Source organism: Stenotrophomonas sp. YJH_SMC_33 (genome assembly GCF_059372295.1).
Window position 1 is genome coordinate 66557 of record NZ_JCAFVJ010000015.1, and the last position, 21048, is coordinate 87604.

A 21048-nucleotide genomic window follows, 5' to 3' on the forward strand; every position below is an offset into this window, starting at 1 on the left:
CGGTACGCCTTGAAGCGTCACCACCAACGGTGGTGACCTACCGAAAGGAGAAAGGCCGCGCGAGCGCGGCCTTTCCGGTTGCCTTACTTCAGCGCCTTGAAGCGCAGGCGCTTCGGCGCAGCGTCGTCGCCCATGCGGCGCTTCTTGTCTTCCTCGTACTCGCGGTAGTTGCCCTGGAAGAACTCCACGTGCGAGTCGCCTTCGAAAGCGATGATGTGCGTGGCGATGCGGTCCAGGAACCAGCGGTCGTGCGAAATCACGAAGGTGTTGCCCGGGAACTCCAGCAGCGCATCTTCCAGCGCACGCAGCGTTTCGATGTCCAGGTCGTTGGACGGTTCGTCCAGCAGCAGCACATTGCCACCCTGCAGCAGGGTCTTGGCCATGTGCAGGCGGCCACGCTCACCACCGGACAGCGAACCGACCATCTTCTGCTGGTCCTGGCCCTTGAAGTTGAAGCGGCCGATGTAGGCGCGCGACTGGATCTCGATGCCGTTGATGTTGAGGATGTCCAGGCCGCCGGCGATTTCCTGGAAGACGTTGTGGTTGCCTTCCAGCTTGTCGCGGCTCTGGTCCACGTAGGACAGCTGCACGGTCGGGCCGATCACGATCTCGCCCGAATCCGGCTTTTCCTGGCCGGTGATCATCTTGAACAGGGTCGACTTGCCGGCGCCGTTCGGGCCGATGATGCCGACGATCGCGCCCGGCGGAATCAGCATCGAGAGGTTGTCGATCAGCAGGCGGTCGCCGAACTTCTTGGAGACGTTCTTGAACTCCATCACCATGTTGCCCAGGCGCTCGCCCGGCGGAATGAAGATTTCGTTGGTCTCGTTGCGCTTCTGGTAATCCTGCGACTGCAGCTCTTCCAGGCGGGCCAGACGGGCCTTGCCCTTGGAACGGCCGCCCTTGGCGTTCTGGCGCGACCACTCCAGTTCCTTCTGGATCGCCTTCTGGCGGGCCTTTTCCTGGTTTTCTTCCTGCTTCAGGCGCTCATCCTTCTGCACCAGCCATTCGGTGTAGTTGCCCTTCCACGGAATGCCGCGGCCGCGGTCCAGTTCCAGGATCCACTCGGCGGCGTTGTCCAGGAAGTAGCGATCGTGGGTAACGGCCACCACGGTGCCGGTGTAGCGCGCCAGGAACTGTTCCAGCCATTCCACCGACTCGGCGTCGAGGTGGTTGGTCGGTTCGTCCAGCAGCAGCATGTCCGGCTTCTGCAGCAGCAGGCGGCACAGCGCCACGCGGCGCTTTTCACCACCGGACAGGTTGGCGATCTTGGCATCCCACGGCGGCAGGCGGAGCGCATCGGCGGCCACGTCCAGCTGGTTTTCCAGGGTATGCGCATCACCGGCGGCCAGGATCGCCTCCAGGCGCTCCTGCTCCTTGGCCAGCGCGTCGAAGTCGGCACCTTCCTCGGCGTAGGCGGCATACACCGCTTCCAGCGCAGCCTGCGCCTGCAGCACTTCGCCCACGCCTTCCTCGACCGACTCGCGCACGGTCTTGTTCGGGTCCAGTTCCGGTTCCTGCGCCAGGTAGCCGACCTTGATGCCCGGCTGCGGGCGGGCCTCGCCCTCGAAATCGGTGTCCACGCCGGCCATGATCTTCAGCACGGTGGACTTGCCGGCGCCGTTCAGGCCCAGCAGGCCGATCTTGGCACCCGGGAAGAAGGACAGCGAGATGTCCTTGATGATCTGCCGCTTGGGCGGGACCACCTTGGACACGCGGTTCATGGTGTAGATGTATTGCGACGACATGAGGTCTCCGTAGGCGCGGCCCTGCACCCGACCCGTCACGGAAACATCCCGTTGCGGCAGCGGGCACAGACTGGAATGGAATACCGCCAATTATAGCCGGAACCGGTTCCGGGCCGCGCCCGGCGCAGGGGCGCCGGCTGGCCGTGGCCTGAATACTCCGTCACAGTCCTGCAGCGGGAAGCGTTTCCAGCCGGAAACGGTTCAGATCGGTTGCGCAATATGGGCTCACCACCACCCAAACAGAGGTCTGACATGCGCATCAATCGAGTAATGGCCAGCGCCGTGGCCTCTGTGCTGGCGCTCGGTGCCGTGGCTCCCGCCTTCGCCGACAACGACCACCGCCGCGGCCACGACCGCCGCGAGTGGCGCGAGGACCGCCGCGAGTGGCGACAGGACCGCCGTGACTGGGAACGCGACCGCCGCGAGGCCCGGCGCGACTGGGAACGCGACCGCCGCGACTGGCACCGCGACCATGACCGCTACTACCGCCCGGCACCGCCGCCGCGCGTGGTCTATCGACCGGCCTATGGCCCGGGCTACGGCTGGAAGGTCGGCCACCGCTACCGCGACTACTACCGTGGCCCGATCTACGTGGTGAACGACTACCCGCGCTACCACCTGCGCCGCCCGCCGCATGGGCACCACTGGATCCGCGACGACCGCGGCAACATGCTGCTGGTGGCGGTGGCAACCGGCATCATCGCCGACTACATCATCAACAGCCGCTGAGCCGGCGGCCACGTCCACGCATGGCGTGGATCCACTGGCATGCACGGGGCCGGATTCCTTCGGAAGTGCCGGCCCCGTCCTTTTCGGCCCCGGCGGGCCGGTGCGGGGCTACAATCAGGGGCTGAGCCGTACCCCTTTCCCTGCCTGCTGGAGTACCCGATGTTCCCGCGTGACGTCCGCATCGAATCCTACGATCCCGAACTGGCCAAGGCCATTGCCGCTGAAACCCAGCGCCAGGAAGACCACGTCGAGCTGATCGCCAGCGAGAACTACACCAGCCCGGCGGTGATGGAAGCCCAGGGCAGCCAGCTGACCAACAAGTACGCCGAAGGCTACCCGGGCAAGCGCTACTACGGCGGCTGCGAATACGTGGACATTGCCGAGCAGCTGGCGATCGACCGCCTCAAGCAGCTGTTTGGTGCCGACTACGCCAACGTGCAGCCGCACAGCGGCTCGCAGGCCAACCAGGCCGTGTACTTCGCCCTGCTGCAGCCGGGTGACACCATCCTCGGCATGAGCCTGGCCCACGGCGGCCACCTCACCCACGGTGCCAAGGTGAATGCCTCGGGCAAGCTGTTCAACGCCGTGCAGTACGGCGTGAACGACCAGGGCCTGATCGATTACGACGAAGTCGAGCGCCTGGCCCTGGAGCACAAGCCGAAGATGGTCGTTGCCGGCTTCTCGGCCTATTCGCAGGTGATCGACTGGGCGCGCTTCCGCGCCATCGCCGACAAGGTCGGTGCCTACCTGTTCGTCGACATGGCCCACGTGGCCGGCCTGGTCGCCGCTGGCGTCTACCCGAGCCCGCTGGAACACGCCCACGTGGTGACCTCCACCACCCACAAGACCCTGCGCGGCCCGCGTGGCGGCATCATCATCGCCAAGGGCGCCGACGAAGACCTGGTCAAGAAGCTGCAGTCGATCGTGTTCCCGGGCATCCAGGGCGGTCCGCTCATGCACGTCATCGCCGGCAAGGCCGTGGCCTTCAAGGAAGCGCTGGAACCGGCCTTCAGGACCTACCAGCAGCAGGTGGTGAAGAACGCCCAGGCGATGGCCAACACGCTCATCGCGCGCGGTTACAAGATCGTCTCCGGCGGCACCCAGAACCACCTCATGCTGGTGGACATGATCGGCAAGGACGTGTCCGGCAAGGACGCGGAAGCCGCGCTGGGCAAGGCCCACATCACCGTCAACAAGAACTCGGTGCCGAACGACCCGCGTTCGCCGTTCGTGACCTCGGGCCTGCGCCTGGGTACCCCGGCGGTGACCACCCGTGGTTACGTCGAACAGGACTGCGTGGACCTGGCCAACTGGATTGCCGACGTGCTCGATGCACCGAACGACGACGCTGTCATTGCCCGCGTGCGCGACGCCGTCAGCGCGCAGTGCCGCAAGTACCCGGTCTACGGCTGATCGAAACAGGGGTCGGATCCCTTCCCGCAGGGCAGGGCTCTGACCCCGGCATTGCAGCGATCGCGCATGGATGAGCGCCGCCTCAAATACCTGTACACCACCCTGGCCGTGCTGTTCGGCCTGCCCAGCCTGGTGGCCGGCGGCTTTGCCGCACTGATGCTGCTGCTGACGGGGCCGGGCCAGTTCGGCCATGGCACGCTGGCTGCGGTGACCGTGATGCCGCTGTGGGGCCTGGCCGGCATTGCCGGCTGCCTGGCTTGGTTGTGGCTCAGCGCCGGGTATCTGCTGCAGGGGCGTGCCGGGCTGCAGGTGCATCGCCTCTGGTGGTGGATGCTGCTGGCCGGCGGTCTTGCCGCCGTGCCCCCGCTGGGGCTGGCGCTGTGGTGGAGCAGCACCGTCCACGCCGAAGGCATCGCCCTGCTGCTGTTGGGCCCGTCGATGCTGGTGCCGGCTGCGATGCTGGTGTGGATCAAGCGCCGGGCATGACGTGGCCCATGGAAGGACATCGAACGCATGGATGAGCGCCTGCACAAGCGCTGGATGGCGATCGCCGGCCTGCTGGTGGGCCTGCCCACCGTGGCGGCAGGCGGCACGGGTGCCGTGCTGGGGCTGATGGCCGTATGGGACGGCAAGTACCTGACGGGCGACGAGTACACGCTGTTGCTGCTGTGGTCGTCGGCCGGCATCATCGGCCTGCTGTCGTGGCTGTGGCTGAGCGGGCTGTTCCTGTGGCGCGGTGTTGCCGGCCTTCGCCAATCACCGGTCATGGCCTGGGTCGGCCTGGCGTTGGGTGGCTTGGCCGCGTCGGGCGTGGTCGTCGCCACGCTGTACTCCACGATCAGCAATGGCGAGATCTCGACATTGGGCTTCCTCGGGTTTGGCCCGCCGCTACTGGTGATGTCCGGGCACTTGGCGTGGCTGCGCTGGGCACGCATGGCATCGCCGCCACCCGCACCCGGTTGAGCCGGGCATCCGAACTCGCCGGACACGCCGGGTAGCCAGAATGCAGGCGCTTCCGCGCGGGCAGCATTTGCTGCGGCGCCCTTTCTCAGGTACCTTTGCGACGCTGCCATGACCATGGCAATTGCTCCCTGAGCCAGGCGTTCCATGCATTGCCCCTTCTGCCAACATGCCGATACCCGGGTCATCGACTCGCGCGTCTCTGAAGACGGCGCGACGATTCGCCGTCGGCGGGAATGCGAAGCCTGCGGCGAGCGCTTCAGCACTCTGGAAACGGTCGAGCTGAAGCTGCCGGCCATCGTCAAGAGCGATGGCACCCGTGAAGCGTTCGACCAGCGCAAGGTCCGCGCGGGGTTCGATCGCGCGCTGCAGAAGCGCGCGGTGCCCGAAGAAAAGATCGAAGCAGCGGTACGTGCGGTGGTGCACCAGCTGCGTATCAGCGGCGAGCGCGAAGTGCCCTCGATCAAGGTTGGCGAGTTCGTCATGAACGAACTGCGCAAGCTCGACCACGTGGGCTACGTGCGCTTCGCTTCGGTGTACCGCAGCTTCGAGGACGTGGCCGATTTCCGCGAGGAGATCGAGAAGCTCGAGCGCGAGCTGCCGGCCAGTACCGAACAGCTGCAGCTGCTGGGCGATGTGATTGCCCTGACCAAGAAAAAGAAAGGCTGACTGCCTCTGCCTTGGGGGTGCCAACCTTGGTGGGCACCGGTGGCCGCATTCACTGGTGGGTGCCAACCGTTGGTTGGCACTGACGGCTTGGATCCACACCGGCGGCGTTACCATGGCCGCATGACCACCCCGTTCTCCGTCCTCGACCACCTGCACATGGCCAACGCACTTCGCTTGGCCGAGCGTGCCGCCTACACCACCCGTCCCAATCCGATGGTCGGCTGCGTGATCGCCCATGGCGAACGCGTGGTCGGGCAGGGCTGGCACCAGCGCGCCGGTGGCCCGCATGCTGAAGTGTTCGCGCTGCGCGAGGCCGGCAGCGACGCCCGTGGCGCCACCGCCTACGTCACCCTGGAGCCCTGCGCGCACTACGGGCGCACGCCACCGTGTGCGCTGGCACTGATCGAAGCGGGCGTGTCGCGTGTGGTCGCGGCGATGCGCGATCCGTTCCCCAAGGTCGATGGCGGTGGCTTCGATCTGCTGCGCAATGCCGGCATCGACGTCGCCGAAGGGCTGATGGCGGCACAGGCGCGCGAGCTCAACAAGGGTTACCTGTCGCGCGTGGAGCGCAACCGCCCGTGGCTGCGGGTGAAGCTGGCCGCCAGCCTCGATGGCCGCACCGCGATGGCCGATGGCAGCTCCAAGTGGATTACCGGGCCGGCCGCGCGCGAAGACGTGCAGCACTGGCGCGCACGTGCGGGTGCAATCCTGACCGGCGCCGACACCGTGATTGCCGACGACCCGATGCTGACCGTGCGCCTGGCCGATACCGAGGTGATGCCACCGCTGCGCGTGGTGCTCGATTCGCGCCTGCGTTCGCTCGAATGCAGCCGCGTGCGCGAAGGCGGGGCCCCGACGCTGTACCTGCACGATGCGGCGGTGAGCGCGCCGGATGCGGCCGACGCCGAATTCGCCAGCGTGCCCAGCGCAGAGGGACGGTTGGATCTGGGCGCGGTGCTGGCCCTGCTGGCCGAGCGCGGCATCAACGAAGTGCATACCGAAGCCGGCGCGACGCTGGCCGGTGCCTTGCTGCGCGGCGGCTGGGTGGACGAGCTGCTGCTGTACCAGGCCCCCACACTGCTGGGCGACGGCGGACGCCCGTTGCTGACCGGCCTCGGCATCGATGCCATGGACCAGCAGCGCCGCCTGCGGGTGGTTGACCAGCGCCAGGTCGGCGAGGACATCAGGCTGCTGCTGCGGCCGTGAGGGAATGGCGGTATCTCCGGCGTCGTCAGGTGCCCTCGTCCTCGTCCTCGTCTTCGTAGGCGGGGCACTGTTCTTTCCACTGCTGCTTCCACAGCACGTGCAGGTCGCGGCAGTAGGCACTGAGCGCTTCCCCCGCCAGCTCTGTCGACTTCGACCGTAGTCTGCGGCGGCTGATGCCGTCGTCGTACTCGTCCGGCAGGACCGTCGGTGCACATCGATCGTGGTACTGCAGGAACGCGCGGCAGTCGTCGTTCTCGCTCAGCTGTGCATCGATGTCCCTGTCACGTAGCTGGTTCGACTCGAAGGCAACCGATGGGCGGATGATGAAGGTCTTGGGCCTGTACGCTTCGGCCTGCCCACTCACCATCAGCGCCAGCAGCATGACGGTAGTCGACGTCGTACGATGTTTCATGCGGTTGCCCCGGTGGAAGAGGGCAACAGCATTGACCATGCGGGCCGCGCAAGGCCATGCAACGGTTCTGAAAGTGCGCTCGCCGTTGCCGCAGGTAACGATGAGCCGAGCGTGGACCCGGCTCTAGCTCGCGCTTACGCGCATTCGTCGGTCCACATCATTTCGGCGATCGGGCGCAGCGCCTTGCACTCCTGCGTCATCTCCTCGGCCGATTGCACCTGCGCCTTGGCCTTCAGTTCCTCGGCCATCGCATCCACGCCGCTGATCTGGTCCGGCGCGATCTTCGCTACGCAGGCGCGGTGCTGCTGCAGCAGCAGGTCGCAGCCCGGTACGCCGGTTACTTTCGGCGCGCTGGCGGCCTGTGCATCCTGCATCCAGTCCTCGAACGGCGCCAGCGCACCGGCTACGGTTCCCACCAGATCGTCAAAATTACCGCTGTACCAGTAGCCGTTGTCCTTGGCCGGGTACAGGGTGAAGGTGCCGTTGACCGGCACGCGCATGCCACTCAGCAGTGCCTGGGTATAGGCATCGGTGAACTGCTTGCGCGCGGCCGGGCTGGCGTCAGACGCGAGGCTGGCGGCAAACAGCGGGCGGACCTTGCCCAGGTCGGGCAGCTGGCAGTTGTAGGTGATCCGCGCCAGTTTCTGGTCTTCAACGTACTCGTTGTCTTCGATCACGCTCTTGGTCGCGCGGCACTTCGAATCACGCAGCGCCTTGGCATACAGCGCTTCGGTGGCCGCAGCGTCGACCTTGGCGCCGGTGCTGGCCAGTACCGTCTGCCAGGGTTCGGCCAAGGCCTTGGCCAGCGCACCCGGGTTGGGGGTCACGGCATCCTGGCCCTCGAACGCCGGCTTCAGTGCGTCGTTGAGCGTGCGCGTGGCGGCCGCGTCGTCCTCCAGCAGCACGCGTGCATACAGGTCGAAGGCCTGCTCGGGCGTCAGTTGGGCCGGTGCCGCGCTGGCAATCAGCGGGGCGCACAGCAGCACGCTGGCCAGAAGGGTACGGGTGGGGGTCTTCATGACGGTGTTTTCCTGTTCCAGAGGCGCGCAAGCCTAGCGCATCCAGCACTACTTTCGATGGCGGCCAGAGGTCACATGGCGGTGTACCCCGGCCAAAAAAACGGGCCCCTTGCGGGGCCCGTTCGATCGCACGACGAGGAGCGATCGTTGGATCAGAAGCTGGCGCGGACGCCGGCCGAGTACTGGGTGACGTCGCGGTAGCCGGAGATCTCGCCCACCAGACCCCAGGTCCTGGTGAAGTTGATCTGGCCGCCGACGGTGCCGACCCAGGTGCCCTTGAAGTTGTTGCCGCCGTCCATGTAACCGGCCTTGACCCAACCTTCGGTCATGCGCGACGGCTTGCCACGGATACCCAGGGTTACGCGGCCCAGGTTGGTGTGATCCTTCTGGCTGAAACGCAGGCCGTCGTAGCGGACGGTGGCTTCGGCGTTCTGGCGCACCCATGCGGCATCGGCGGTGAAGTCCAGGCGGTCGGTCCACGGCATGTGGTAGCCGATGCCGAGCTCCGGCTGGTTCAGTTCCAGCTTCAGCGAATCATTGCCGTAGTGATTGGTCTTGCTGGTGCGCGACCAGCCACCGAACACGTAGACCTGTTCGGCGATCGCCACGGAACCACGCAGGTAGCCGCCGTCGACCTTGGGGTCGTCCAGTGCGTTGTCGTCAACCTTGACCTGCGTCCAACCGCCTTCGACGTAGGTGTAGCTCAGGGCGTCGGCTGAAGCCGAGAGCGGGGCGGCGGCCAGCAGGGCGGCCACGATCAGCATCTTGCGCATGGGAATTCCTGTGAATTTCAGTCCATTGGCGGGCCAGCCCTCTCGGCTACCCGTGGGCGACCTCATGTCGTCCGTTGCGAATTTTAATGAAAGTTTTACAAATTGCGAGCGACGGCCGTCACAGCTGTGGCATCCAGCCCCGTTCAGCCCGGGCTGGTACACTGGCCACGCCGGTTCGCCGGTACACAAACGTCTTCAGGGCGGGGTGCAACTCCCCACCGGCGGTAGGTGCGCAAGCACGAGCCCGCGAGCGCTCCGGCCCACGGCCGGGGGTCAGCAGATCCGGTCCAATGCCGGAGCCGACGGTCATAGTCCGGATGAAAGAAGACGGTGCCACAGGGCCTTCGCGGCCCTGCGCCCGCCTGTTTGCCTTGCGGCGTTTTTCGCTCACTTTTCGCGGAGAACGTTTCTTGTTTACTGGAATCATCGAAGGCGTCGGCCGTCTGGCCGCACGCGAATCCATCGGCGGCGATGTCCGCTTCACCTTCAATGTCGGAAACCTGCCGTTCGACAACGTGCAGATGGGCGAGAGCATTGCCATCAACGGCGTCTGCCTCACCGTCATCGCATTCGACGCCAGCAGCTTCCAGGCCGATGCCTCCACCGAAACCCTGGGCCTGACCACGCTGGGCCAGCTGGGCGAAGGGGCGGTCATCAACCTGGAGCGCGCCATGCGGCCGACCGACCGCCTCGGCGGCCATCTGGTCAGCGGCCACGTCGACGGCCTTGGCCAGGTCCTGTCCATCCACGAAGACGCGCGTGCCCAGCGTTGGCGTTTCGCCGCGCCGGCCTCGCTGCGCCGCTACATCGCCAGGAAGGGCTCGATCTGCGTGGACGGCGTCAGCCTCACCGTCAACGAAGTGGACGATGAGGGTTTTGAAGTCGCCCTGATCCCCCACACGGTAGCCAACACCGCCTTCTCCGCCACCGGCGTGGGCAACGCGGTCAATCTGGAAATCGATCTGGTCGCCCGTTACGTGGAGCGGCTGATCAGCGTGCCGACCAACGGTCAGCACCCCCAGGGAGACGTCGCATGAATTTCGCCCCAATCCCGGAAATCCTGGAAGACATCCGCCAGGGCCGCATGGTGGTCATCGTCGATGACGAAGACCGCGAGAACGAAGGCGACCTGATCATGGCCGCCGAGCTGGTCAAGGCAAGTGACATCAACTTCATGGTCACCCACGGCCGTGGCCTGGTATGCCTGCCGCTGACCCGCACCCGCGCCGCCGACCTCGGCCTGGCGCCGATGGTGCAGGCCAATACCGCCCAGTTCCAGACCAACTTCACGGTCAGCATCGAGGCTGCCGAGGGCGTCACCACCGGCATTTCGGCGCATGACCGCGCGCACACCATCCGCACCGCGGTGAAGCCCAACGCCAAGCCGTCGGACCTGCACCAGCCGGGCCACATCTTCCCGCTGATCGCCCAGCCGGGCGGCGTGCTGACCCGCGCCGGCCACACCGAAGCCGGCGTTGACCTGGCCATGCTGGCCGGGCTGGAGCCGGCTGGCGTGCTGGTGGAGATCCTGAACCCGGATGGCAGCATGGCGCGCCGCCCGGAGCTGGAAGTGTTCGCCCGCGAGCACGGCCTGAAGATGGGCTCCATCGCCGACCTGATCGCCTACCGCCTGGCCACCGAAAAGACCGTTGAACGTGTCGACGAGCGCGAGATCGACACCGAATTCGGCCCGTTCAAGCTGGTGACCTACCGCGACCGCATCGCCCACGACCTGCATTTCGCTCTGGTCCGCGGCACCCCGGACGCGGACACCCCGACCCTGGTACGTGTGCAGGTGGAAAACCCGCTGGCCGACCTGCTGCACTGGCGCCGTGACGACTTCGGCGTGGCGGCCACCGATGCCCTGCGTGCGATCGATGCCGAAGGCGCGGGCGTGATGGTGGTGCTGTCGGCCCCACGCGACGGCGAAGCCCTGCTGGCCCGCCTGCGCCAGCAGCCGGCACCGGTGGTGCCGGGCAAGGACAAGGATGTGGGCCAGTGGCGCCGCAACGGTGCCGGCGCACAGATCCTGTCCGACCTGGGCCTGGGCAAGCTGCGCGTGCTGGGCACCCCGCGCCGCCAGATCGGCCTGGCCGGGTACGGCCTGGAAGTGGTGGAGACGGTCACTCTGTAATGGGTAGTGCCGGCCGCTGGCCGGCAACCGCATTCCCTGGGATTGCCGGCCAGCGGCCGGCACTACCGGTGGGTGCCGACCATGCCCTACCTCGGGTGGGTGCCGACCGTCGGTCGGCACAGCCCTGGGCCTCCGCCAGCCACGGCCGGGGCCCATCCACGCTAGAATTACCCCCTTATCGAGTCCCCAAGCCGCATATGAGCCACTTCGAAGGCGATCTTCGCACTCCCGAATCGGCGCGCTTCGCCATCCTGGCCAGCCGCTGGAATGCCCGCATCACCGACACGCTGGTCGCTGGCGCCCGCCAGAGCCTGGCCGGCAACGGCATCACCGAAGCCAACATCGACGTGATCCGCGTGCCGGGTGCCTGGGAGCTGCCGCTGGTGGCCGCGCGCCTGGCCGCCGCCCACGAACACGCCGCCATCCTCACCCTGGGTTGCGTGATCCGTGGCGATACCCGTCATTACGAACACGTGGCCGACCGCTGCGCCGAGGGCCTGATGCGCGTGCAGCTGGATTTCGGCGTGCCGGTGCTGAACGGCGTGCTGGCGGTGGAACGCGTTGAAGACGCCGAGGCCCGCGCAGGCGGCAGCCACGGCAACAAGGGCGAGGAAGTCGCACTCGCCGCATTGGAAATGGTCAATCTTCTGGAGCAGCTGCCATGAACAAGAACACCCAGGGCAAGCCCTCCGGTAAACCCGTCCGTCGCGATGGCGTCGATCCGGTGCTGCGCTCGCGCGCCCGCCGTCGTGCCGTGCAGGCCATCTACGCCTGGCAGATCTCCGGCGGCAACGCACAGTCGCTGATCGCCCAGTTCGCCCACGAGCAGGCCCGCGAAATTGCCGACCTGGCCTACTTCGAGGCGCTGCTGCACGGGGTGCTCGACAACCGTCGCGACATCGACGAAGCGCTCGGCCCGTACTTGGACCGTGGCATCGAAGAAGTGGACGCGATCGAACGCGCCGTGCTGCGCCTGGCCGCCTACGAGCTGCGCTACCGCCTGGACGTGCCGTACCGCGTGGTGATCAACGAAGCCATCGAATCGGCCAAGCGTTTCGGTTCCGAACATGGCCACACCTACGTCAACGGCGTGCTGGATCGTGCCGCCGTGGAATGGCGCAAGGTCGAATCGGGTCACTGACCCGATTCCTGTAGAGCCGAGCCATGCTCGGCTCACCGTGCAGCGCACGGTTGCGTCCGGCAGTGCGGCGCGTGATCGAACTGCAGCCGAGCATGGCTCGGCTCTACATGAAAGTAGAACGCCCCATGTCCCTGGCCGAATTCGCCCTCATCGAACGCATCCGCGCCCGTACCCTCGAGCGCGACGACATCCTGCTCGGCATCGGTGACGACGCCGCGCTGCTGCAGCCGCGCGCCAACGAACAACTGGTGGTCACCGCCGACACGCTCAACAGCGGCGTGCACTTCCCGGTGGAAACCCCGGCCTTCGACATCGGCTGGAAGACCCTGGCGGTCAACCTGTCGGACCTGGCCGCGATGGGCGCGCGGCCGGCGTGGTGCACGCTGGCGTTGTCGCTGCCGGAAGCGTCTGAAGACTGGATCGAGGCCTTCGCCGATGGCTTCTTTGCCCTGGCCGACCAGCACGACATCGCGCTGATCGGCGGCGACACCACGCGCGGTCCGCTGTCGCTGTCGGTGACTGCGATGGGCCAGGTCGGGCGTGGCCAGGCGCTGCGCCGCGACCGCGCACAGGTGGGCGATGACATATGGGTGAGCGGCACGCTGGGTGATGCCGCCGGCGCGCTGCGCCTGTGGCAGCAGGGTGCGCTGAACGTGGCCACCGCGACCCTGCTGGCCGACTACGAACGCCTGCGCCTGCGCCTGCTGCGGCCGACGCCGCGAGTCACCCTCGGCCTGCGCCTGCGTGCCTTCGCGCATGCAGCGGTGGATGTCTCCGATGGTCTGCTGGCCGATCTGGGCCACATCGCCACGCGCAGCAACCTGGCCGCACACGTCGATGCCGATTCGCTGCCGATCTCGCACGCGCTGCGCGATCTGCTCGGCCGCGACGGTGCGCGTGATTGCGCATTGCGCGGTGGCGATGACTACGAGCTGTGTTTCACCGCCGCCGCCGATCAGCGCGACGCCCTGCACTACCTGGCCGAATCGCTGGACGTGCCGCTCACCCGCATCGGCCGCATTGCCGAAGGGCAGGGCGTGCACGTGGATGGCGAAGCCGCCGACGGCGGTTACCAGCACTTCGCCTGAGCGAAGACGCCGGGCATGGCCCGGCGCTACCGCGCTGCTGTGGTAGATGCCAACCTTGGTTGGCGTTTCTCCGTATCGACCAAGGTCGACACCTAACAAGGCGGGGCCGTGGCGAACGGGAACGCAGGGCATTGCCCGGCGCCCCCCTTAAACGTGCGGAACGGGCTTACCAAACCGGTTGTCGCCCGGCGTGCTGGGCAGCAGCATGAACACCAGCACGGCCAGGCCGGCAATCGGCACGAGCCCAAGCAACAACCACCAGCCCGAACGATCGGTATCGTGCAGCCGGCGAATGGTCACCGCGATCAGTGGCAGCGCCAGCGCCAGCCAAACCACCAACATCAGCCCGGACGAAACCAGCGCCAGCGATGTGGAGTTGGTGTACCCGGCGATGAAGCCCAGCACGTTCAACGGAATGGTGAACATCATCATGAACAACTGGAACCACCAGTACTCGCTGCGGCTGGCGCGTCCACTGAACTGCGTATAGCGCTTCAGCGGAACCATCATCTTGTGCATCGGTACACTCCCTGAGAAGAAGTGCGAACTATCCGCGCCAGCGCGATAGGTCGGCCATCAGATTTGTTGTAATCGCGAACCGTGCAATACGGAACTGAGCGCTCTTCCGCAGTTCAGAACGCGCGCTGCTCAAGTCGCGTGCAACTGCACATCCACATACTCGGCCAACCCGCGGCAGGCCAGCAGCAGCCCTTCGCGCACGTCGTCACCCACCTGCTGATCTTCATCGCCATCCACGCGCACGCGTTCGGTCGCGTGCAGCAGTTCCAATAGCAACGTCAGCCCGGCATTGGCGCGGTTGGCGCGGGCCATGGCCATGCGCTGTCCGGATGTGCGGCCCTTCTCTGGCCAGGGCTGGCCGTCGGCGGCATCCACTTGGCGGATGCGCTGCAGGCACGCCAATAACGAGGTGCTGGCCGGCACAGTGTTGCCGTGCGTGGCGCTCAGCGTGGTCTCCAACGCGCGCGCGACGGCTTCGGGAAGCACGTTGGCGGCCTCGCCGAGGGTGGCGAACAGGAACGGGTAGTGTGTGGCAGTCATGGCGGCTTCCTTGTGCATGTGACGAAGGAGCCACCCCGCTTAACAGCGAGGGTGGCGGACGGTGCATGGTTCCAATACCGGTGGCTAACGTTGTCAAACGCCGGCGGGCACGAGGCCCCCACGCACCGTCCGCCATAGATGCACGGACAGATTGCCTGCCGACGCCACCCAACAAGGAAAGGGCGACGCCGGCAGGCAAGCGTAAACAACATTTACCAAACGGGATTGGAAGCCCGTGCCACCCGTTGTCGGTGGCGGTCCATCATTTGCACGCAGCACCAATGCTGCCAATGAGAAAAGTTGGAAAGTTCGAAAGTGCTGCAACTTCGTCACGGGCAGGTGGCGGAGGGCGCTGCCTGCCGAATGCGACATTCCCTGTAGAGTCGAGCCATGCTCGACTACTGTCGCCACCGTTGAGAAAAGCAGCCGAGCATGGCTCGGCTCTACAGAACGCAGAACGGTGCCGGAATCATCCGGCGCCGTGCATGTTTCTACATTACCAGCGGTACGACATGCTCAGATTGGCCGTCGCTTCGCGATACCCATGGTCACCGCGCATCACGCCGAAGCCACCCCACGCACTCAGCCCGGAACGGAAGTCCACGCGCGCGCCGGCATTCAATTCGTAGCGGTTGCGCGGCACGCTGGCCTTCAGTGCTTCATCATCAAACGCCATGCCGTTGCTGGCGCCGTCGCGGTACCAGTTGGCCACCACATACGGGCTGACCGACGCCCCGGCGGCACTGCGGCCTTCGCCCTGCAGGCGCAGGCCCGCGCGGCCGGACAGGCCGCTGTCGCCCAGGCTGCGCACCACCGTGCCGTTGGCTTCCTCGTGGCGGTCGGTGCTGGCGTCGGTGTAGATCAGCTGCAGTTCCGGCTGCAGGCTCAGCGCGGTGCTGCCGATCTGGCCGATACCGAAGCGGTAGCAGGCTTCCAGCGACGACTGCCAGATGTCCGAGTCGTAGCGTTCCTCGGCCAGGCCTTCGCCCTGCACGCGGTTGCGGAACTGGCCGCGCTGCACGCTGGTATCCACATACAGTGCATCGTTGCTCCAGTTGCCGTACACGCCCAGCGCGCCACCGTTGACCTTGCCACGTGCGCTGTAGCCGGTCAGCTGCGAACGCGAGGTGGCATCGGACTTGGCCAGCGTACCCATCACGCCCACGCGGCCCTGGCCGTTGTCGAACACGCCGATGTCGGCACCCAGCTGCAGGCGCGAGCGGTCCACGCGCAGGTCCAGCTGGTCTTCCACGGCAGACAGTTTGCTCTGCGTGCCGTCCACGCGGGCCCAGCCACGCACGCCGTCAACGGCGGAGGTGTTGCCGCCCTGGCGGTCGCGCCAGCCATGGCGCAGCAGCTGGTCCATCGCAAACTGGTTGGCCAGGTACGCGCCGGCTTCCGGGCGCAGCACCGGCGTGGGGTCGATCGGATCGACCGGGTCCACCGGATCGACCGGCGTGCACTCCGGCAGTGTGGGATCCACCACGCACGGGTCCGGCGTGCCGGCCAGCTCCGAGCGCAGGTACCAACCGCCGTTGGTCGCGTCCTTGAACAGGAAGTACTCGTACTGCCCGCCCACCGCACGGCCCTGCAGGTCGAACTGTGCATTGGACGCACCGCCCACGCGGATCAGTTCGATGCCCTTGTCGGTCTTCGCGCCCGCACCACCGGCATTGAGCACGCGCACGTTGGCCTGGCCGTTGGCATCGCCCTTGATGATCAGCCTGTCGGTGGCCGAGCTGTCGTCACCCAGCTGGGTGTTGAACAGCAGGGTACCGCCGGCACCGTCGAAGGTATCCACGGTGAGCGTGTTGAACGTGCTGCCATTGCCGAGTGCCACCGTGCCGGTGCTACCCAGCGCCAGGTGGCCGACGTTGCTGTCGCCGGTCATCAGCCAGGTGCTGTCGCTGTCGATGCTGGCCGAGGTGACGTTGAGGAAGCGGCCGTCGATCTGCGCCTTGTTGCGCAGGATGATGTCCAGCGTGCCATTGGTGACCGTGGCTGGGTCGAGGGTCACGTTGCCGGCCAGCCGGGAATCATCAACGGTGAAGATGACGTTGGTACGTGCGGTGCTCGCGGCGGTGGGGGCCTGCACCAGCAGTAGGTTGCCATCGCCACCGATCAGCTTTGAATCGTTGGCCACATTGATTTCGTAAGTACCCTCCAGGCCCGGCATGACCCGTATCGCCGCGCCGCGCCGCGACTGCAGGCTGGAGTCATTGATGTTGAGGCGAATGGGGGCCGTGGCGCCGGGAACCAGCGACCAGAGCATGACACCGACATTGGCCGCGAGAATCTGCGAGCCGTTGACGATGTCCGCCTGCCCTCTCTGCAAGCGCACTCCCAATCCACTGTTGTACTCGGCTGCACCGGGGGCTTCGGCCACTTGGATTCGGGTGTTATCGAGAATCGCCCGCGGCGAGCCGCTACCTGTGCCGGACAGCGATCTGTCGAGATCGACACCAATGGAACTCGCTGCGCCCACCGGAATGTCGGCGGAGTCTAGAACGATATGGTTGTCCACCAGATGTGCTTGGGACGAATCACTGATGCTGATACCGCCGCGGAAGATAGTGCCTTGCGCCTCCAGCAATGACGCGCCCAGCAACTGGACCGAGAGCGCATCAGCGCCGCTCTGGTTGATCACCGCGCGCGCCATGTACAGGGTGGAGTCCATGGCCTGGATGCGTTGCGTCTCACCGCCGAGCACCCTCAGCCGTGAGTCATTGCGCAACGTCCAGGCTTCGATCGGATCGCCGGGACCGACATCGGCACGCTGATTGTCCAGATCTCCTGCGAATACAGCAGCTGCAGGTGCTACCGCCACGGCAAGCAGCAGGCCGCGTGCCAGCGGGCGGAGGCAGGGAAGAGAAGTGCGGGGCCGATCTAGACGCATGGTCTGGTCCTCTACAAGGGAGACGGATGGGACACTGCACTGCCACTGCGGTTGCCGGCCCCCTGTTCAGGCGGGTGACGTATACGCCGCGACCGCGTGAAGGCTGAGTGATGGGTCGATGGCGACAATGCGTGTCTCGAATGGGGCGCAGTTTCGGCTGCTGCCGTCTCTGTTCCCATGCAATTAGTTGCAAAGCGTGCTTGCATCCCCTGCTCTGGCCGGCGCCCGTTCAGACAGTGCTTCAGCTGCGGCAATGCGCCGCACCGGCATTGCAACGCATTCGATGTTGGATTGCCCCGCAGATGCCGAACATGGCGCTCCTTTCATGGAGAGCTGTCATGCACCTACCGTATTCGCGTTGCCGCCTGTACTCGGCACTGGCCCTCGCGCTGGCCATCGTTTCGCCAGCGATGGCGCAGCAGGTCGTTGCCGATGGCGATGAGCAGAACCCAGCGGCCGGCGACTACGCCACGACCGAGCCGGTCGAGCCCGGCAATCCGGCCGGTCATGCGTTCCTTGCCGTAAACGGCGGCACCATCATTCCAGCCGGCGAGGTCAATCTGCGCACCGACGGGCTGCGTGCCGCCGCCGCACGGGCTGAGGGCGTGGGCAGCAGCATCCAGCTCAACGGCGGGCAGGTCATGACCACCGGCCGGGGCGCGGCGGGTCTATCGGCATCCGCCGGGGGGCACGTTCAGGCCGTTGGTACGCGCATCGAGACGTTGGGAACCACCTCGCACGGCGCTGAGTCGCTCGCCGGGCGCATCCAGCTGGAGCGTGTGGATATCGTCACCCGTGGCGGACTGTCACACGGAGTGACAGTCCGCGGCGGCGAGGCGCAGATCCATGACAGCACTATCACCGTCCACGGAAGCCAGTCCAATGGTCTTGAGGCTGTTGGCGGAACGCTCCAGGCAGAACGCATCCGCATCGAAGTAGGCAGCAGCGGGCAGGGACTGTGGGCAGAGGGCAGCAGCGATGTGACGCTGCGTTCGGTCCAGATCAACGGCAGTGGTGCAGGTGCCTCGGGCGTGTTGGCGGGCCTGGGCAGCAAGGTGTTGCTGGAAGATGTGGACATCAATCTCACCCACGAACGCTCGGGCATGGGCTTGTTCGTAGGAGGAGAGCTTGAGATGCGTGGCGGCAGCGTCCATGCGCGCGGAGACAACGCCAGTGCTGTCAGCTTCGCCACCGGTGGAGGCGGTGTGCTGCGGCTGATGGGAGTGGAGCTGTCCGGTCACTACGGCATCCATATGACCGAAGGTGCTGACCTGACCCTCCAGAACAGTCAACTCGACAGTGTTTCGACGGGCATCAACATGAACCAGCGCGATGTCGTGGCGAAGGTGACCGGCTCCTCGATCACCACCCAGAACGGCGTCGGCATCCTGGTGGAGAACGGAGACCTGATGGTCGAAGGTTCGACCATTACCTCCGATGGCATCTATTGGCAGGCGATCTCGGTGCTGGGCGGCACCGCTCACGTCACCTCCAGCCGCTTGCGCACTCTCGGCCAGAACGGTCATGGCCTGTATGCAGAAGGCGCGGCGGGTGTTCGTCCGGTCGCAACTGCCAGCGAGATCGACATCCTGACCGAGGGCCCGGGCGCCGTTGGCGCGATCGCGCGCCTGGGCGGCACCGTGCATCTGGCCGACAGTGTCGTGCGCACCACCGGCGTCAACTCACACGGTGTGCTGTCTGGCGGCACCGGCGAAATGACGCTGAACAACACCCACGTGCGCACCGAAGGCGAAGGCGCATGGGCAGCGGTGATCAATGACAACGGTCGTATGCAAATCGATGGCGGTTCGCTGGTGAGCGCCCAGCATGGCGGTGTATGGCTGCGCAGCAGCCGCGACCCGGGCCTGACCCTGTCCAACGGCGCGGTGGTATCGGGCGGCAATGGCATCGCGCTGGCACTGGATGCCGCAGTGGCCGGACGTTTCGATGTTGCACTGGGCGGAGGCTCGCAGATGGTGGGCGACATCGTCATCACCCCGGAGGACGAGGACGCAGGCCTGCCACCACAGTCGAATGTGCATGTGCGGCTGGCGGATGGGTCGCTGTGGCAGGGCAGTTCCGACCTGGTGCAGACGATGGCGATCGAGAGCGGCAGCCAGTGGACACTGAGCGGTGATGCCACGGTAGGCGAACTTCAGGTGCTCAACAGTGGCGTGGCACTGTCTGACGGCAGTGGTCGCTTCAATACGCTCACCGTGGACGGCGACCTGCACAGCGAAGGGGCCACGTTCCTGTTCCAGGGCGCGCTGGCCGGCGATGACAGCGCGATGGATCGCCTGCACGTGCGCGGCGATACCTCCGGCGATGCGCTGATCGCGGTGAAGAACATCGGTGGGGTGGGTGCGCAGACAAAGGATGGCATCCAACTGATCGAGATCGACGGTGCATCACTGGCGAGCTACGCACTGAGCGGCCGCGCGGTGGGCGGATCGTACGAGTATTTCCTGTTCAAGGGGGGCGTGACGGATCCCACCGATGGCAACTGGTATCTGCGTTCGCAATGGTTCGATGTCTGCCAGGACAACCCGGCTGCGCCGGGGTGCGCGGTCGATCCGGGCCCGGATCCGATCGACCCGACGGATCCGGTGGATCCAATCAATCCGATCCTGCCGCCGCCGGTACTGCGCCCGGAAGCCGGTGCCTATCTGGCAAACCAGTCGGCGGCCATCAACATGTTTTCCCATCGTCTGAACGACCGTATCGGGGCCGTATCGCTGGATGAAGGCCGTGCCGCGTGGGCGCGCGTGGGCCGGCAGCAGGCGGACTTCAGCGCGGTCGGCGGTCAACTGTCGATCGATGGCAACACCTCGGTGCTGCAGATCGGCAGTGAGCTGGTTCGCCGGGGCAATGCAGCGTTCGGCGTGATGCTGGGCACGGGGCGTGCTGACAGCAGTGCAGTGTCCGATCTGACCGGCTACAGCGCCAAGGGGCGGGTGCGTGGCAGTGCCGTGGGTGTGTACGGCACCTGGTTGCAGGCGGCTGACGGTACGCAGGGTGCGTACGTTGATGCGAACCTGCAGCACGGCCGTTTCGATAACCGGGTGCAGGGCATCGGCCTGGCGCCGGAGCACTACGATTCGCGCATGGCCAGTGTGTCGCTGGAGACCGGCTACACCTTCAACGTGTGGCAGGGTGCCGCCAGCGCGCTGTACGTGCAGCCGCAACTGCAGCTGAGCCATGTCGATTTCCGCGCTGATCGCCACGTGGAGAGCAACGGCACGGTGATCGACCACGCCGATGCCGGTGGCCTGAGCGGGCGTTTGGGCGTGCGTGTGTTTGGCCATGGCATTGCAGCCGACAATGCCGTGCAGCCGTACCTGGGCGTGAACTGGCTGCGTGGCAGCGGCGCCAGCACGTTGCAGTTCAACGGTGACACGCTGGGCGCGGACGTGCCACGCAACCGTTACGAGGTGCAGGCCGGTGCCGAGCTGAAGCTGGGCCAGCGCTGGGGTGCGTGGGGTGGCGTGAGCGTGCAGCACGGCGACGGTGGCTATCGCAATGTGGGTGGCCAGCTGGGCCTGCGCAAGGCCTGGTAAGCGGGCGTGCAGCGGGGTCGGATCCCGTTGCCACGGCAATGGGCTCTGCCCCCTTGGCTGCTGCCGTAGAGCCGAGCCTACGCTCGGCTCATCGCGATCTGAACGAAGAGCAGCCGAGCATGGCTTGTATGTTCCTCCCGGCTCCTACGCGGTATGTAGGAGCCAGGGTGGAGGGACCGTCAACATGATATCTGCGGATAGCAGCCGACAGACGAGCCGAGCGATCCCCATCCCGCACCTTAAC

General features: G+C 66.2%; 19 protein-coding genes and 1 riboswitch. Of the genes, 12 read left to right on the forward strand and 7 right to left on the reverse strand.

Translation table 11 applies throughout. From position 1 onward, the window contains the following. Positions 1-83 precede the first annotated feature (83 nt). On the reverse strand, positions 84-1748 hold the full coding sequence (ettA, locus tag AC5P9W_RS17960) for an energy-dependent translational throttle protein EttA (RefSeq protein WP_005415249.1): 1665 nt from the start codon (positions 1746-1748) through the stop codon (positions 84-86). 252 nt (positions 1749-2000) lie between these two features. On the opposite strand from ettA, the gene AC5P9W_RS17965 reads away from it, so the two are divergent. The 6 genes from AC5P9W_RS17965 (at position 2001) to ribD (ending at position 6725) form a co-directional block, all read left to right on the forward strand. Next, the gene (locus AC5P9W_RS17965) at positions 2001-2477 is read left to right on the forward strand and encodes an RcnB family protein (protein WP_019661032.1); all 477 of its coding nucleotides are present in this window, start codon (positions 2001-2003) and stop codon (positions 2475-2477) included. A 159-nt stretch (positions 2478-2636) separates the two neighbouring features. After that, on the forward strand, positions 2637-3890 hold the full coding sequence (glyA, locus tag AC5P9W_RS17970) for a serine hydroxymethyltransferase (RefSeq protein ID WP_019661033.1): 1254 nt from the start codon (positions 2637-2639) through the stop codon (positions 3888-3890). Between the two features lie 66 nt (positions 3891-3956). Further along, complete coding sequence (locus AC5P9W_RS17975; RefSeq protein ID WP_495219384.1) at positions 3957-4376, forward strand: hypothetical protein; 420 nt, start codon at positions 3957-3959, stop codon at positions 4374-4376. A gap of 27 nt (positions 4377-4403) precedes the next feature. After that, positions 4404-4853 (forward strand): hypothetical protein, encoded by a 450-nt coding sequence (locus AC5P9W_RS17980; RefSeq protein WP_021204335.1) that lies wholly within the window; start codon positions 4404-4406, stop codon positions 4851-4853. A gap of 144 nt (positions 4854-4997) precedes the next feature. After that, the gene (nrdR, locus tag AC5P9W_RS17985) at positions 4998-5519 is read left to right on the forward strand and encodes a transcriptional regulator NrdR (RefSeq protein ID WP_019661036.1); all 522 of its coding nucleotides are present in this window, start codon (positions 4998-5000) and stop codon (positions 5517-5519) included. A 120-nt stretch (positions 5520-5639) separates the two neighbouring features. Further along, positions 5640-6725, forward strand: coding sequence for a bifunctional diaminohydroxyphosphoribosylaminopyrimidine deaminase/5-amino-6-(5-phosphoribosylamino)uracil reductase RibD (ribD, locus tag AC5P9W_RS17990; protein WP_111098848.1), 1086 nt, complete (start codon positions 5640-5642; stop codon positions 6723-6725). Positions 6726-6750: 25 nt separating this feature from the next. On the opposite strand, the gene AC5P9W_RS17995 is transcribed toward ribD, so the two are convergent. From AC5P9W_RS17995 to AC5P9W_RS18005, 3 genes are all read right to left on the reverse strand, one after another. Next, a complete protein-coding gene (locus tag AC5P9W_RS17995) occupies positions 6751-7137 on the reverse strand; it encodes a hypothetical protein (protein ID WP_242015222.1) in 387 nt (128 codons plus the stop codon). Between the two features lie 134 nt (positions 7138-7271). Then, entirely contained in the window at positions 7272-8156 is an 885-nt protein-coding gene (locus tag AC5P9W_RS18000) for a hypothetical protein (protein WP_021204339.1), read from the reverse strand. A 152-nt stretch (positions 8157-8308) separates the two neighbouring features. Continuing rightward, positions 8309-8929, reverse strand: a complete 621-nt coding sequence (locus tag AC5P9W_RS18005; protein ID WP_021204340.1) for an outer membrane beta-barrel protein — start codon at positions 8927-8929, stop codon at positions 8309-8311. 187 nt (positions 8930-9116) lie between these two features. Beyond that, positions 9117-9262, forward strand: a riboswitch (FMN riboswitch). 77 nt (positions 9263-9339) lie between these two features. Here AC5P9W_RS18005 and AC5P9W_RS18010 point away from each other — a divergent pair. The 5 genes from AC5P9W_RS18010 to thiL all read left to right on the forward strand — a co-directional run bounded on the left by AC5P9W_RS18010 (position 9340) and on the right by thiL (position 13292). After that, on the forward strand, positions 9340-9966 hold the full coding sequence (locus tag AC5P9W_RS18010; protein ID WP_021204341.1) for a riboflavin synthase: 627 nt from the start codon (positions 9340-9342) through the stop codon (positions 9964-9966). After that, positions 9963-11063: a 3,4-dihydroxy-2-butanone-4-phosphate synthase gene (gene ribB, locus AC5P9W_RS18015; protein ID WP_021204342.1), complete on the forward strand. Its 1101-nt coding sequence runs from the start codon at positions 9963-9965 to the stop codon at positions 11061-11063. The genes AC5P9W_RS18010 and ribB overlap by 4 nt, the downstream gene beginning before the upstream one ends. A gap of 197 nt (positions 11064-11260) precedes the next feature. Continuing rightward, complete coding sequence (gene ribH / locus AC5P9W_RS18020; protein ID WP_005408061.1) at positions 11261-11728, forward strand: 6,7-dimethyl-8-ribityllumazine synthase; 468 nt, start codon at positions 11261-11263, stop codon at positions 11726-11728. Then, a complete protein-coding gene (gene nusB / locus AC5P9W_RS18025) occupies positions 11725-12204 on the forward strand; it encodes a transcription antitermination factor NusB (RefSeq protein WP_005408062.1) in 480 nt (159 codons plus the stop codon). The genes ribH and nusB overlap by 4 nt, the downstream gene beginning before the upstream one ends. A gap of 125 nt (positions 12205-12329) precedes the next feature. Next, complete coding sequence (gene thiL / locus AC5P9W_RS18030) at positions 12330-13292, forward strand: thiamine-phosphate kinase (RefSeq protein WP_111097819.1); 963 nt, start codon at positions 12330-12332, stop codon at positions 13290-13292. Positions 13293-13439: 147 nt separating this feature from the next. Here the strand turns inward: thiL and AC5P9W_RS18035 are convergent, their stop codons facing one another. The 3 genes from AC5P9W_RS18035 to AC5P9W_RS18045 all read right to left on the reverse strand — a co-directional run bounded on the left by AC5P9W_RS18035 (position 13440) and on the right by AC5P9W_RS18045 (position 17028). Beyond that, positions 13440-13811, reverse strand: a complete 372-nt coding sequence (locus tag AC5P9W_RS18035) for a DUF805 domain-containing protein (RefSeq protein ID WP_021204583.1) — start codon at positions 13809-13811, stop codon at positions 13440-13442. Between the two features lie 129 nt (positions 13812-13940). Further along, positions 13941-14351 carry a hypothetical protein gene (locus AC5P9W_RS18040; protein ID WP_021204584.1) on the reverse strand — a complete coding sequence of 137 codons (411 nt, stop codon included), beginning with the start codon at positions 14349-14351 and terminating at the stop codon, positions 13941-13943. A 496-nt stretch (positions 14352-14847) separates the two neighbouring features. After that, positions 14848-17028 (reverse strand): autotransporter family protein, encoded by a 2181-nt coding sequence (locus AC5P9W_RS18045; protein WP_495219385.1) that lies wholly within the window; start codon positions 17026-17028, stop codon positions 14848-14850. Positions 17029-17585: 557 nt separating this feature from the next. Between AC5P9W_RS18045 and AC5P9W_RS18050 the strand changes: the two genes are divergently transcribed. After that, positions 17586-20804: an autotransporter family protein gene (locus AC5P9W_RS18050; RefSeq protein ID WP_495219386.1), complete on the forward strand. Its 3219-nt coding sequence runs from the start codon at positions 17586-17588 to the stop codon at positions 20802-20804. The last annotated feature ends 244 nt before the right edge of the window (positions 20805-21048 follow it).